General features: G+C 40.6%; 12 protein-coding genes. 11 read left to right on the forward strand and 1 reads right to left on the reverse strand.

Annotation, left to right across the window (positions count from 1 at the left end; all coding sequences use genetic code 11):
• The 6 genes from FTU05_RS08660 to hisC all read left to right on the forward strand — a co-directional run.
• Positions 1-554, forward strand: a 554-nt coding sequence (locus FTU05_RS08660; RefSeq protein WP_180164982.1) for a transposase, incomplete at its 5' end; no start/stop codon positions are given.
• A 104-nt stretch (positions 555-658) separates the two neighbouring features.
• Positions 659-910: a BolA family iron metabolism protein IbaG gene (gene ibaG / locus FTU05_RS08665; RefSeq protein WP_078191194.1), complete on the forward strand. Its 252-nt coding sequence runs from the start codon at positions 659-661 to the stop codon at positions 908-910.
• Positions 911-916: 6 nt separating this feature from the next.
• The gene (gene murA / locus FTU05_RS08670; protein WP_078191193.1) at positions 917-2,173 is read left to right on the forward strand and encodes a UDP-N-acetylglucosamine 1-carboxyvinyltransferase; all 1,257 of its coding nucleotides are present in this window, start codon (positions 917-919) and stop codon (positions 2,171-2,173) included.
• Entirely contained in the window at positions 2,173-2,874 is a 702-nt protein-coding gene (gene hisG, locus FTU05_RS08675; RefSeq protein WP_180021457.1) for an ATP phosphoribosyltransferase, read from the forward strand. Before murA ends, hisG begins: the two co-directional genes overlap by 1 nt.
• A 201-nt stretch (positions 2,875-3,075) precedes the next feature.
• Positions 3,076-4,377, forward strand: coding sequence for a histidinol dehydrogenase (gene hisD, locus FTU05_RS08680; RefSeq protein WP_180063953.1), 1,302 nt, complete (start codon positions 3,076-3,078; stop codon positions 4,375-4,377).
• Positions 4,378-4,558: 181 nt separating this feature from the next.
• The gene (gene hisC / locus FTU05_RS08685; protein WP_180164984.1) at positions 4,559-5,656 is read left to right on the forward strand and encodes a histidinol-phosphate transaminase; all 1,098 of its coding nucleotides are present in this window, start codon (positions 4,559-4,561) and stop codon (positions 5,654-5,656) included.
• A gap of 118 nt (positions 5,657-5,774) precedes the next feature.
• Here hisC and pabB read toward each other — a convergent pair whose 3' ends face one another.
• Positions 5,775-7,115 carry an aminodeoxychorismate synthase component I gene (gene pabB / locus FTU05_RS08690; protein WP_180164986.1) on the reverse strand — a complete coding sequence of 447 codons (1,341 nt, stop codon included), beginning with the start codon at positions 7,113-7,115 and terminating at the stop codon, positions 5,775-5,777.
• Positions 7,116-7,370: 255 nt separating this feature from the next.
• Here pabB and FTU05_RS08695 point away from each other — a divergent pair, with 255 nt between their 5' ends.
• The 5 genes from FTU05_RS08695 to filE all read left to right on the forward strand — a co-directional run bounded on the left by FTU05_RS08695 (position 7,371) and on the right by filE (position 13,751).
• Positions 7,371-8,420, forward strand: coding sequence for a DUF6160 family protein (locus FTU05_RS08695; protein WP_180164988.1), 1,050 nt, complete (start codon positions 7,371-7,373; stop codon positions 8,418-8,420).
• Between the two features lie 196 nt (positions 8,421-8,616).
• Entirely contained in the window at positions 8,617-9,450 is an 834-nt protein-coding gene (locus tag FTU05_RS08700) for a C39 family peptidase (RefSeq protein WP_180040850.1), read from the forward strand.
• A 60-nt stretch (positions 9,451-9,510) separates the two neighbouring features.
• Positions 9,511-10,710 (forward strand): hypothetical protein, encoded by a 1,200-nt coding sequence (locus tag FTU05_RS08705; protein ID WP_180164990.1) that lies wholly within the window; start codon positions 9,511-9,513, stop codon positions 10,708-10,710.
• 12 nt (positions 10,711-10,722) lie between these two features.
• Positions 10,723-12,387: an OmpP1/FadL family transporter gene (locus tag FTU05_RS08710; protein ID WP_078192369.1), complete on the forward strand. Its 1,665-nt coding sequence runs from the start codon at positions 10,723-10,725 to the stop codon at positions 12,385-12,387.
• A 32-nt stretch (positions 12,388-12,419) separates the two neighbouring features.
• Positions 12,420-13,751, forward strand: a complete 1,332-nt coding sequence (gene filE / locus FTU05_RS08715; protein ID WP_257230101.1) for a putative pilus assembly protein FilE — start codon at positions 12,420-12,422, stop codon at positions 13,749-13,751.
• The last annotated feature ends 7 nt before the right edge of the window (positions 13,752-13,758 follow it).

Below are 13,758 nucleotides of genomic sequence, written 5' to 3' on the forward strand. Positions count from 1 at the left end.
CAGGTGATAGTTGGTATTCATCGACTGGAAATCTAAAAACCATAAGAAAATATGGTATTCGATTTATGTTTGGTATCGACTGTAACCGTAAGGTTTCCCCAGAAAAAGGACAATGGTTTCAACTGCGTTTATTGCCAGATTTCCATCAGGGTCAAGTGGTTTGGCTCAAAGATTTTGGCTTTGTACAATTATTTAAGACTCAGTTAAAAGAACAGCAGAGGTTTTATATTGTACATCAAGATGAAGATGATTTATTGTCCTTTGAGGGTTTTCATGAATTACATTCAAGTCATTGGAAAATAGAGCAATATCACCGGGTTATTAAACAGGTTTGTCATATTGAAAAGTTTCAGGTAAGACGATCTAAACTGATTTTGAATCATATTTTTTCAGCCTTGATGGCCTACGTTGAGATACAAAAGAACCAGTTTGAGCGGATCTTTGAAAATGTATATCGTTGGCAGAAGAAATTATTTAGACCAATTATCAAAAGCTTCATTGATGACTTTATTCTCGATAAAAATCATCTGCTACCACAGAGAATCTTTAAATAATAGTGCGTAAGTCCTATATATAATGTATGTGACTAATGAATTATTTTTTAGATTTATAGTAAAATGACGGGTTTTACACCGTTAGTCCTATATGGGGTCTTGTGATGAATAGTGAACAGCTCACTGAAATTTTAAAAGCTGCTTTTCCAGAAGCTGAGGTTGCAGTTAGTGGGCAAGGCGGCAAATTTGATCTACGCATTGTCGATGATCAATTTGAAGGCAAACGTCCTGTTGCTCGTCAACAATCTGTTTATGCACCTTTGAACTCCTACATTGCCAGCGGTGAAGTACATGCAGTAACAATTCGTGCAATGACCAAAGAAGAATGGCGCAAAGCAAGCTTATTCGGAGCTTAATAATTAATGGATAAATTTCTGATTCAGGGCGGTACTAAGCTCGAAGGTGAAGTTCGTATTTCTGGTGCGAAAAATGCTGCATTGCCATTACTCGCTGCAACTATCCTTGCGGATACACCTATTACATTAACTAATGTACCAAATCTAAAAGATGTGAACACCTTAGTGAAATTGATCGCAGGTTTAGGTGTTCAAATCAGTTATGAAGGTGATACGGTTAAGGCTGATACTTCTAGCTTAGATAATCAATTTGCACCATATGAACTCGTGAAAACCATGCGTGCATCTATTTTGGTGCTTGGCCCGTTATTGGCGCGCTATGGTAGTGCAAAAGTGTCTTTGCCGGGTGGATGTGCAATTGGTTCACGCCCTGTAGATCAACATTTAAAAGCTTTAGAAGCACTTGGTGCTGAGATCGAAGTTGAAGCAGGTTATGTGCATGCCAAAGTGGATGGTCGTCTAAAAGGTGGCGAAGTTGTCTTTGATATGGTCACAGTTGGTGGTACTGAAAATATTCTAACTGCTGCGGTTCTTGCAGACGGTGTAACGACCATTCGTAACGCGGCTCGTGAACCTGAAATTACCGATCTTGCTAATATGTTGATCAAGATGGGTGCAAAAATCGAAGGTTTGGACACAGATACTTTGGTTGTTACAGGTGTTGAAAGCCTACATGGCTGTGAATATGCCGTTGTTGCTGATCGTATTGAGACAGGTTCTTATCTCGCTGCAGCAGCGATCACTGGCGGTAAAATCAAAACCACACATACTGATCCAAACTTGTTGGAGTCTGTGCTAGATAAATTTGAAGAAATGGGCGCGGAAGTTACGCGCGGTGAAGATTGGATTGAACTGGATATGATGGGTAAACGCCCGAAAGCAGTTAGTTTCCAGACTTTACCACATCCAGAATTTCCAACCGATATGCAAGCACAGCTGATGGCTGTGAATGCAATTGGTCGTGGTTTTGCCACAATTTCTGAAACGATTTTCGAAAACCGTTTCATGCATGTACCTGAATTAGCACGTATGGGTGCCAATATTCAGGTTGAAGGTAATGATGCTGTTGTTACAGGTGTAGAGAAATTATCTGCTGCACCCGTGATGGCAACTGATTTACGAGCTTCTTTCTCATTGGTTTTAGCAGCACTTGCCGCTGATGGGGAAACGTTGATTGACCGTATCTATCATATTGACCGTGGTTATGAAGATGTTGAAGCGAAGTTACAAGGTTTAGGTGCCCAAATTAAGCGAGTAAGTTAATGAGCGATATGAGAAACGATGATCCCAATTTTGACGTAATGGGCAATTTTGATCATGGTTTAACTTTAGCATTAAGTAAGGGACGTATCTTAAAAGAAACTTTGCCATTGTTGGAAACAGCTGGCATTAACTTATTGGAAGATCCGGATAAATCTCGTAAGTTAATTTTTCCAACGACCCATAAGCACGTACGTATTTTAATTTTACGTGCTTCTGATGTACCAACTTATGTTGAAAATGGTGCTGCAGATATTGGGGTGGCAGGTAAAGATGTGCTGATGGAGCATGGTGCACAAAATGTGTATGAACCATTGGACTTAAAAATTGCCAACTGTAAGTTAATGACGGCTGGTAAAGTCGGCATGGTTCGTCCGAAAGGTCGTTTAAAGATTGCAACCAAGTACGTCAATTTGACCCGTCAATATTATGCAAGCTTAGGCGAGCAAGTTGATGTGATCAAACTGTATGGTTCTATGGAACTTGCACCATTGGTTGGTTTAGGTGATTACATCGTCGATGTTGTGGATACAGGGAACACTTTACGTGCCAATGGTTTAGAGCCTTTGGAAGAAATCTGTAAAGTGTCTTCACGTTTAATCGTGAACAAAGCAAGTTTTAAACGTAAACAAACTTTGTTGAATCCAATTCTTGCACAGCTAGAAAAAGCCGTGGAAGAACGCGAGCAAGCAAAAAAAGCATAAGTTGTTAAGTTTCTAGCTATGCTGATCAAACCGCTCAAATTTGGGCGGTTTTTTTATGAAAACTGAAAAATAATGTTAAAACTGTATTTTCATCAATTTTAACGAAAGTTATTTTCAATAAAACTCCACATGAACACATGCGATAGATGTCCACAAGCTGCTGTAAAACAGGTAAACTAATCTTTTCCAATAGATTACCTTGTGGGTAAATTGATGCGACGTTTATCGACTCAAGATCAAAACTTCAAGCAAGCTTTTGCTGACTTGTTGGCTTTTGAAACTGTGAATGATCCAGAACTTTTAAAAACCGTTGACCAAATCATTGCTGATGTTCGTCAGCATGGTGATGCTCATGTTCTTAAATTGACACAGCAGTTCGATCGACATCCAGCGCATCAATTCTCAGAATTAGAGCTGACACAAGAACAGTTGAAAGCAGCATTTGAGGGGTTAAGTTCAGAAGTGCGTGAGGCCTTAGAACTTGCTGCGAACCGTGTTCGTGAATTTCACCAAGCGCAAAAGCAAGACGGCTGGACCTATGTCGATGCTTTAGGAAATACGCTTGGTCAAAAAGTCACACCACTGGACCGTGTGGGTATCTATGTGCCGGGCGGTTTAGCTTCTTATCCGTCATCTGTATTGATGAATGCTGTGCCTGCGCATGTTGCTGGCGTGCCTGAAATTATTATGGTGGTGCCTGCGCCGAACGGTGATTTGAATCCATTGGTTTTGGCGGCAGCTTATTTAGCCGGCGTACACCGTGTATTTACCATTGGCGGCGCGCAAGCGGTTGCAGCATTGGCTTACGGCACAGAAACCATCCCATCTGTGGATAAAATCACTGGCCCGGGCAACCGTTTTGTTGCGGCAGCAAAACGTGCAGTATTTGGTCAAGTTGGCATTGATATGATTGCAGGGCCATCCGAAATTTTGGTCTATGCAGAAGGTCAAAATAACGCTGAATGGCTGGCGATGGATTTGTTGTCTCAAGCGGAACATGACACTGTGGCTCAAGCGGTGTTCATTACGCCAGATGCGGATCTTTTAGATCAAGTAGAGCAATGGATTGAAAAGCATTTAGAAGCTTTGCCTAAAGCAGATATCGCGCGCACTTCAATTGAAAACCGTGGTGCATTAGTTTTAGTCAAAGACCGTGCTGAAGGCGCTGAATTGATTAACCAGGTTGCGCCTGAACATTTGATGCTGTGCTTAGATCAAGCGCAGGAAATGGCTGAAGATATCCGCCATGCCGGTGCAATTTTTATGGGTCGATATACGCCTGAAGCGATTGGTGATTACTGTGCAGGTCCAAACCACGTGTTGCCTACTTCGGGCACAGCGCGTTTCTCATCACCGCTTGGTGTATATGATTTCCAAAAGCGCTCAAGTTTAATCATGTGTTCTGAAGCTGGCGTGAAAACTTTAGCGAAAACGGCTGATACATTAGCGCAGCAGGAAAATTTAGATGCACATGCGCGTTCAGCACGCTATCGTTATCAGTAATTAAATATAGACTAGGTGAAAAACTTAGTTTTCCAAAACTATAAACCTCTCCCTAACCCTCTCCTGAAAGGAGAGGGGAAATCTCATAAAATGAGTATTCCTCTCCCTGAACTAGCTTTAAGGATTCCTTTAAAGCGAAGTGCAAGAGAGGTTAGGAGAGGGTGAAAAAGAGCAAAATAAAATGCCAAATATTACCTCTGAACAAATGCGTTTTTGGAGTCCTGATGTACGTGAATTAGAGCCGTACACACCGGGTGAACAGCCTAAAATCCAAAATATTTTAAAACTCAATACCAATGAAAACCCGTATCCGCCATCGCCAAAAGTGGTGGAAGCAGTTCAAAAAGTGTTGGCAAATTCTGCTGACGTTTTACGTTTATATCCAGATCCAGATGCGTCTGAGTTAAAGCAAGCGATTGCAAAACAGCAGCATGTACCTGTTGAGCAGGTCTTTGTCGGCAATGGCTCGGACGAAGTTCTGGCGCACATTTTTAAAGCCTTTTTTGTGCAAGAGCTGCCGGTTTTGTATCCAGATATTACCTACAGTTTTTATCCGGTATATAGCCAATTTTTTGGTATAGCTGCCAATACTAAAATTATGCCGCTGAACGATGATTTTGAAATTGTTATTGATGACTATAAACAGCCGAATGGCGGTATCATCATTACCAATCCGAATGCGCCTACCAGTATTGCTTTAGGTTTGTCTGCAATTGAGGAAGTGTTGCAAGCCAATCCGAATTCAGTGGTTGTGATTGATGAAGCGTATGTCGATTTCGGTGCAGAATCTGCTGTGGCTTTGGTTGCGAAATATGAAAACCTTGTGGTTTGTCAAACGACGTCTAAGTCGCGTTCACTTGCTGGTTTGCGTGTGGGTTTCGCGATTGCGCAGCCGCATTTAATCGCAGCGCTTGAGGCAGTAAAAAACAGCTTTAACTCCTATCCGATGGACCGTTTTGCGATTGCAGCAGCCGTGGCGTCATTTGAGGATCAAGCGTATTTTGAAGCGCAAAATGCCAAGGTGATTGTGAGCCGTGAAAAACTTGTAGAGCAGCTTTCTGAGCTGGGCTTTAAAGTATTGCCATCTGCGGCAAACTTTATTTTTGCCTCACTGCCATCTAAAGATGCAGGTGAGTTGGCTGCTGAATTACGCGAACGCGGGATTATTGTGCGTTACTTCAATAAGCCGCGGATTAATCAGTTCCTGCGGATCACCATTGGCACCGATGAACAAAATCAGCGCCTTGTGGATACGCTTAAAAACGATATTTTGGCTTGATTGCTGCAAGCTACTATAAATTTAAATCTACCCTAATCTTCCTTTCGAAAAGGTGAGAAGCACTGCTTCGCAAGGGGAGGGTTATAAAAAAGCGATTCAATTGAATCGCTTTTTTTGTTTAATCTGGCGTATACCAGGTATTTAACAAATCCAGCATCGCTTCGACTTTATCAAAACATTCTTGATATTCAGCATTGCAATCTGACGCGATGGTGATTCCACCGCCCGCCCACAGCGAAACCTGATCTTGGTATTTTTGAATAGAGCGGATCAAAATATTCCAAGTGCCCGTGCCATCGTGATTAAAATAACCCATCGAGCCGCAATAGGCGCCGCGCGGGGAGCCTTCAAGTTCATCAATAATTTGCATCGCGCGAATTTTAGGCGCGCCGGTAATCGAACCGCCCGGCAGTGCTGACATAAGAACCTCAAAAGGGTGTACATCTGTTTTCAGCACGGCCTCAACTTCACTGACCATGTGATGCACCTGATTAAAGCTTTCAATATCAAAAAGTTTTGGTGTTTTTACAGAGCCTGTTTCAGCATAAACACTCAAATCATTACGCAGTAAATCGACAATCATGACATTCTCAGCCATGTCTTTTTCAGATGATTTTAACCGTTGTTTTGAGTGCGCATCTAAAACTGGATCTTCATAGCGAGGCATCGTGCCCTTGATTGGCTTAGTAATAATCTTGCGTTCAGGTTTAAAATCTATAAAAAGTTCAGGCGAACAACTTAAAATTTCAAAATCATCAATACGTAAGTAGCCTGAATATGGTGCATCAGTCAGTGACCAAAATTCTTGAGCAGTATCTAAGAGTGAACCTTTAGCTTGAGCTGTAAATTCTTGGGTTAAATTAATTTGATAGCAATCGCCCGCTTTAATATATTCCTGAACTTGATCAAAGGCTTTTGTGTAGTCTGATTTGGACCATCTTGCAGTACATTTTTGCGTTAATTTAAATCGATGCTGAGTGATCTCGGTTTGAGTGAACTGAACAATGTAGTCGTAAATTATAGCTGCAGAATGATCTGAACTATAAAAATACCAACCATCATCTTCTAATTTAAAAAAACTGGAAAATTGTCCTAAAAACAAGCGAGGTTGCACTTTGGCATGCAGGGAAATCTGTTGCTGCGATGCATAATCATAGCTAATAAAACCAGCCCAGCCCCCAGAAAACCCGCTGCCTAAGTTTGAACATAAATCTTGGAAAGCGATATCATGCAAGGGCTGAGTATCACATTCCTCATATTGATCTAAATGACTACGGACATAAGTTTTAAGTTCATCATTCTTAAATTGCTGATATTGATTTGCCAAAAAGCAAATAACAGGTTGGTTTTGATCTTCTAAAAAAATCACATGTGACAAGGGTGCAAGCGCTTGCAAAATACTTTGAGCACTAACAGTTTGTTTGAGAATAAATTTTTTAAAAGAAATCGGTTTTTGCATCAACAGAGAAATTAAATATAAAGACTAAAATGGATTTTATACCATTCCTAATTTATTTGGTTTGCAAATACCGTTTATCGGTAAGAATTAGATTGCGACCAACGACAGTTGAACAAATTTCAGCTTGGATATAATTTAATCGAGCGAGCAAACAACTCAAGGAAAGATTTAACAGTTGTCACAAAATAATATTACAGCTGAATAAATCGAGTGGTTGAAAATCAAAAAAAATAAATACTCTTGGGAGAGTACCGTATGAAAAATTTCACTAAATTAGCTCTAGTTTCTTCAATCGCATTTAGTGCGAATGCTATGGCTATGCAAGCAATGGACGATGCTGCACTTAGTTCAACCACTGGTCAAGATGGTATTAACATCGGGATTGGTATTTCAAAAGTTGCAATTGAGAAACTTTACATTCACGATAATGACGGTTTAGCAACTGATGCAAAAAACGTTGTGACAGGTACAAAAGTTACTTTTGATACAACTACAACTCCTCCTAAGCCAACAGGTTTTGCTGCAAATGCAGAAGTTTCTTCAACAAATATTGTTGGTGGTACAGGTGTAGCAGGTGCTCTTTTAATTAAGGGGAACGGGATAGCCGGTGATGCTAATGAAAAGCATGGTCTTGTAATTACTGCGAATTCACAAGCTTTGTTAGCAAGTCATAATTTGGCTGATTTACGTATTGACTCAGATGCTGGTAATTCTGCAAAAGATGGAGCATTTGTTAATATTGCAGCACAAGTTTCGGGCTTAGATATTAAAATTGGTGAAATTGGTGTGACTGCATCAGGTACGGCTGGTACAACAGGTATTCGTCGTGGTGGTGATGATAGCAACTACAATGCAATTCTTTCTGGTTTAACTTTGAAAACAGGTCAGATGGCTGCAAATATTCAACTTGGTGCAGCTCCACAGGGTGCAATGATCAAATTGAATACAACTATGATTGGTGGTTTAGAGATTCAAAATCTAGGTATTCTGGATGCATCAACTAAAAACGCTACACGTGCTGCTGGTGAAATCTTTATTGAAAGCATAAAAGTTGCTGATGCGGGTAAAACAGACTTAACCATTAACCAAGATATTAGTGTTTATGGTGCAGAAGGAGCATCAAAAGGATATATTCAAATGGTGAGCAACTCTGGTCCAATTGATAACTATGTGAAAGGTGTTCATTTAGGCAGTAAAGACGCTGGTTCAATTGGTGATATCGAAGTTCAAGGCTTGCAAACATATTATAGCCCTAGTTTAGGTGTTTATAATCCAGGTTCTGTGATTACGATTTCTAGTAAGTAATTTAGAATAAAATAAGGCGCGTGTTGATCACGCGCTTTTTTTTACAAAAAAGTGCGGAATGACCCAACAAAGCATAAAAAAATGCTGTTTTTTTATAAAAAAAAAGGTATCTTGCATAATACATGGATGTAGAGCATTAGCTCTAAAAAATAATGAAAAAAGGCACATCATTGCCGATAACTAAAAGTTAGAAGATATGTTAGAGATAGCTGTAGGCTCGGCATTGATGTATTACTTTGCCAAAGAGTCCTTCGATTTAAAAGAAAAGCCAGTCGGAACAGTTCACTATACCGAAACATTGGATTCACGAAATGATTCCTTTACTCGGATGCACCGTGAATCTGTAAAAATTAAACCTGCCATAGAAGATCAATTTCGAGGCATCGTTCGGCAAGCCTACGACTACAGTTGTGGTTCAGCAGCCTTAACTACTTTATTAAATGGTTATGTAGGTACACAGCTGACTGAGCAACAGACCATGAATGGTTTGCTGAAATTTGGTGAAACTGAAAAAATTATCGAACGTCGAAGTTTCTCCTTATTAGACATGAAACGTTTTGTCGCTGCTGTCGGGCTAGAAAGTGGGGGCTACAAAGGGGAGTTTTCAGATCTAGTTAAGCAAGGTCAGCCTGCGATTGTTCCCATTTCATATGCTGGTTTTAAACATTTTGTGGTGTTTAAAGCCTATAAAGATGGGCGTGTTTATGTTGCAGATCCAGCACTGGGCAATATCAGTTTCGATGAAGTTCGATTCCAAGAAATATGGGAAAACAACACATTATTCTTAATCAATGTTGCGCCTGAGCAACGTAAAAATTTATTGGCTTTGCAAGATTCAGACTTGCGACATGTTGAAGATGCAACCGTGAACCGTTATGCATTGGTTGATATTCAATATCCGCAGTTTTACATGGAAAAAATTGCAGACAAGGCATCTACGATACGACTTGATAAAAATATGAATGAAGAGTCGGAGTCATATGGTAAATCGAATTACAACTTTCTAAGGCTTTACTATAAGAGTAAATAATTAGATGAATGCGTATAACTAAGCGTCAGGATTAAAAAAATAAAAACGGTGGGAAGGAACATGAATCGTAAATGGATGAACAAAACAATACTAGCCATGAGTATTCAGGTGGTGATGGGGGTTGCCTATGCAGCTGAAGAGCCAAGCCTTGGAGAATATGATCCGGTTGAACAAGAGACAGTCGTAGAAGAGTCTGTATCTCCTGCTGCTGTAACCCAAGCTGATACTGCACAAGAAGCTGCTGCCGAGCCAGAAATTGGACAGTATGAATCTGTTGAAGAGCCAGTACAAGCTGAGGCACCACAAGTAGAAAGTGCTACTGCCACTGAAAAGGCATCGACAGCACTTCAACAGCAAGAGGGTGATGCGAGTCAAGAAGCGAATTTACAGGAAGTATTTAGCTCGAATGATCGTCAGTATTCATTGATTAAAAAAGGTGAAATATCATCTTTTTACGATATCGATTATACCTATTATCGTGATACTCAACTTGATATGGAAATGGCACAAGGCCAACTTTATCAACTCCGTGTACAAGAGAATGCAACACACTCAATGACCAATACATTTACCGTGCAATACGGTGTAATGGACAATTTGACATTCTCGGCGTCTGTGCCTTTAGTGGCAAAAACTGATTTATTAAAAGATACTTCAACTGCTGGATTAGGGGATATTTCTTTAGGTGCACGTTGGGAACCCTTCCCATTGAAGCAAGGTCGTTTACCACTGATTTTATTTGGTAATTTGTCTACGAAAACTGGTGATAGTCCATACGAAGTCAATGCAGTAAATGATCTAGCAACAGGTAAAGGTTACTATTCGGCAGGTATCGGTGCCAGCACACGTAAATATATTGATCCCGTTGTGTTGTTTGCATCTGTCTCAGCCAACTATGGTTTCAAAGAAACTGGTTTAAACCAACGTCGTGGTACGCGTGTCATTGAAGAATTTGAACCGGGAGTTAGTGGCGGTTTTGCATTCGGTTTTGCATACTCGTTTAACTACGATGTTTCCCTTACCATGTCATATCAACAAAGTTTCAACACTGGCGCAGAATTTACGTATAGCAGTGGTGAATCCTATTCACCTGCAGACCAAACCAGTTCAACTCTAGCGATTTCTTTAGGTGTACGTGTATCACCGGATACGATCGTGAACGGTACGGTGGGGCTAGGTTTAACTGAAGATGCACCAGATGTGTCTTTAGGACTGTCTTTCCCGTTAGATATCCTAGGTTTTGGAAAAAAACTTCGTTAAGAGGGCTGTCGTATGCGTAAAATTCGACTCAGCCCACTTGTTAGTGCGATCGTTTTAACGGGCTGTTCTAGTGCTGCTTTTGCACAATTGGGTACCAACCTTTCAGTTGATGTAAGGTCACTTGCATTAGGTAATGCAGTGACTGCTGATCCTCCGGGGATTAGTGCCGTGCATTTTAACCCTGCAGCATTAACCAAAATTGAAGGTTTGCAAACCGATATGCAGGGGATTATTGCAAACTTTGATATTCAACGTGAATTTACCGTCCCTGCGGGTTATAACGTCTTTGGTTATTCTGATGACCCAATGGTCTGTAATGATGGCCCTGAAGTAACGGCAGATATATGTACGGACTTTAAAGATAAGGTTTCTGGTGATGTTGAATATGCATCCCTATATGTACCTGTCTTAAAAAAGATGGTGGATTTTGGTGCTGGACAACCCATTGCCGCGCCAACGATGGGAATTGCCTACAATCCACCAGGTTCTAAAGCAACATTTGCATCAGCCGTTTATGCGCCTTTGATCGCGGGTTTTGGTGCTGAAAATGGCAACCCAGGTAATTTCATGGGGCAACAAGTTGCTCTAGAGCGTATTACATATCTATCGCCAACGGTGGGTTATCAAGTTAGTGATGAGCTATCGATTGGTGGTGGTGTAGGGATGTCCTATCAAGCCATTGGATTGAAATCTGATCTACGATTTCCTAATGAATTGATCGGTATGTTAAGGATGATTGATGAGGTCGTCTGTACACCATTTAAGGAAAATTCGGACATTATTACCGACATCTTGCTATTGGGGATGTGTAATACCGAAGAAGGGATGAATCCATTTGGCAAATTTGGTCAGATGGAATTGGCTTTAGAGCAGTCACTGAGCCCAAGTTACAACTTAGGGGTTTTGTGGGAGCCACGCGAAGATTTTAGTTTTGGTATGGTGTACCAAAGTGCAGCGAAAATGCGCATGAAAGGTCGTTATCGCATTCATAATGCAAAAGCGCCTCAGGAGATGATTAAGGGATTAATGTCATCACCAACAGGTCAAATTTTAGCTGCAATTTTAGGTTTCCCAAATGCCGTGCCTAACTCGGAGTCGGGTTTGGTTTCGATGGATTTTGAATATCCACAGCACGTACAGGCCGGGATCAAATATAAGGTTATGCCTGATTTACAAATCAATTTTGATGTGGGGTGGACCGATTATCGTGCTTGGGACAAATTCCGTTTTGAATTCGACCGTCAAATTTCAGCGCTGAAAATTGCAAAATTATTATCTGAAAATGTGACTGATAATTCTTTGGCCTTACCTTTGAAATTTACATCGCCTTGGAACTGGGGTATTGGTATTGAATATTCTGCAACAGATCGTTTGAAATTACGTGCAGGCTATGAACCAAGGAGTACGTCTATTCCTGATGGTAAGCGAAATACCATGGTCCCGATTAATGGTGCGCAGCTCTTTGGTATGGGGATTGGATATCGTTTTGATGCAGATACGGATTTAGATTTATCAATCGGCTTTTTACGCAGTAAAGATAACATTCCAGCGAATACTAGTAGTCTTGCAAACTTAACCGGTGTGAATAATTTACTTTTAAACCCATATGCTGGACTGAATGTAAAAACCGATACGAAAATCACTATCCTAGGATTAAATTACAGAACTCGTTGGTAGGATAAGCAAACAGAATGAAAAGGATTTTATTCATGAAAACGTTACTTGCACTGTCTGTGGTGCAAGTGTCGTATGCCAACGCTGGAGCGTTTCATACCATTATTGGGCCAGATGGGCGCCCAATGGTGGTACAAGTGCAAGAAAAACCAGCAAAGAAACCTAAAGAAAGTCCAACTGCTAAAACGATAGACTCTCAACCTGTACAACAAATTACTCAACCATCTGTAAGCATTAGTCCGTCTCAAACCAAGACACCGATGACACGTCAAACGAGTCCAACAGCACAGACTGTTGAATCACTGAAGTCTCAACGTTTAAGTGTACGTGAGCCGGAAAAACGGGATGAAATTAAAGCTGTCACAGTAGATAAAATTAAAAACGTCTCAGGTGATAAAGTTCCCAAATCTGAAAAGTCAGTACAAGCGTCAGATACTTCAGCAAAAGTCTTACCTTCAACAACATGGACAGAGAAGTTACAGCAATCAGAGCTAACCCAACCTAGTGCTCCGTATCAGGCCAAAGTTCAGGCTGAAAAAGATAAACCTATCGTCGAAAAAAAGATCCTTGCTGAGAAAGTTGTTAGCACTGATAAAGCCGTACAATCTTCAGGTGAAAACTTAGAAAATCATCCTTCAAAACAATCGGCTAAGGCAAAACAAGAGCAAGGCTTTTCGACCATGGCTGGTGAAAAGTATGTCAATAATGAATATCTTGAAGATAAAGAGTTTAACTTAGAAGGCAAAAAGCGCTTTTACACCATGCCCGAAGGCGTTATTGACAGCAAGATGGGGCAAACGCGGATGCAAACCATTGAACGTGAAAAAGGTGTCAGTCGCTCCGTCATTGATAATTTATTTAAACGCAATCAACCCGAAGATACAGGCCCAATCACTTTAGCCACATCGTATTATCGGGTCTCACAAGCTGACACCATTCAAGGTTTAGGTCAGCAATGTTTTTCGAATAAAAAAATGAAGAAAGCCAAAGAGCTCGACTTAGCTCAAGATATTAATTTATGGCCTCGAGCACCGTTGTCGGACGAATTTGACTATGAAGTCGTAAAACTAAAATCACCATTACAAAATATTCGTATACATTCATTTGCATCCAAAGTACAAAGTCCTACATTTTATTGGCCATTTGCGGTATTTTTAGACAGAAATGGCTGTGTCATGGAAGGCGCAGGTGGATTTAAAAATAACCAAGGTGAAGCGGATCATCTTTATCATGAAAAAATAGAAGGCGTGATTCAAGTGCCTAAAGGTAGCCAGTATTTATTCTTAACGCCTTTAGCAACAGCAATAGACGTCGATGGCCGCGTATTAACCAATCAAGGCCAACTTAAATTAACAGCAATCCGTTAAGGACATA

The organism is Acinetobacter sp. YH12049, assembly GCF_013419875.1.
GTDB lineage: Bacteria > Pseudomonadota > Gammaproteobacteria > Pseudomonadales > Moraxellaceae > Acinetobacter > Acinetobacter amyesii.

Bases quoted from the DNA above. Each gene is read 5' to 3' on its own strand.
- FTU05_RS08710 (WP_078192369.1), top strand. From the start codon at position 10,723: ATGCGTAAAATTCGACTCAGCCCACTTGTTAGTGCGATCGTTTTAACG.
- filE (WP_257230101.1), top strand. From the start codon at position 12,420: ATGAAAACGTTACTTGCACTGTCTGTGGTGCAAGTGTCGTATGCCAAC.
- hisC (WP_180164984.1), top strand. From the start codon at position 4,559: ATGCCAAATATTACCTCTGAACAAATGCGTTTTTGGAGTCCTGATGTA.
- FTU05_RS08700 (WP_180040850.1), top strand. From the start codon at position 8,617: ATGTTAGAGATAGCTGTAGGCTCGGCATTGATGTATTACTTTGCCAAA.
- hisG (WP_180021457.1), top strand. From the start codon at position 2,173: ATGAGCGATATGAGAAACGATGATCCCAATTTTGACGTAATGGGCAAT.
- FTU05_RS08695 (WP_180164988.1), top strand. From the start codon at position 7,371: ATGAAAAATTTCACTAAATTAGCTCTAGTTTCTTCAATCGCATTTAGT.
- ibaG (WP_078191194.1), top strand. From the start codon at position 659: ATGAATAGTGAACAGCTCACTGAAATTTTAAAAGCTGCTTTTCCAGAA.
- murA (WP_078191193.1), top strand. From the start codon at position 917: ATGGATAAATTTCTGATTCAGGGCGGTACTAAGCTCGAAGGTGAAGTT.
- FTU05_RS08705 (WP_180164990.1), top strand. From the start codon at position 9,511: ATGAATCGTAAATGGATGAACAAAACAATACTAGCCATGAGTATTCAG.
- pabB (WP_180164986.1), bottom strand. From the start codon at position 7,115: ATGCAAAAACCGATTTCTTTTAAAAAATTTATTCTCAAACAAACTGTT.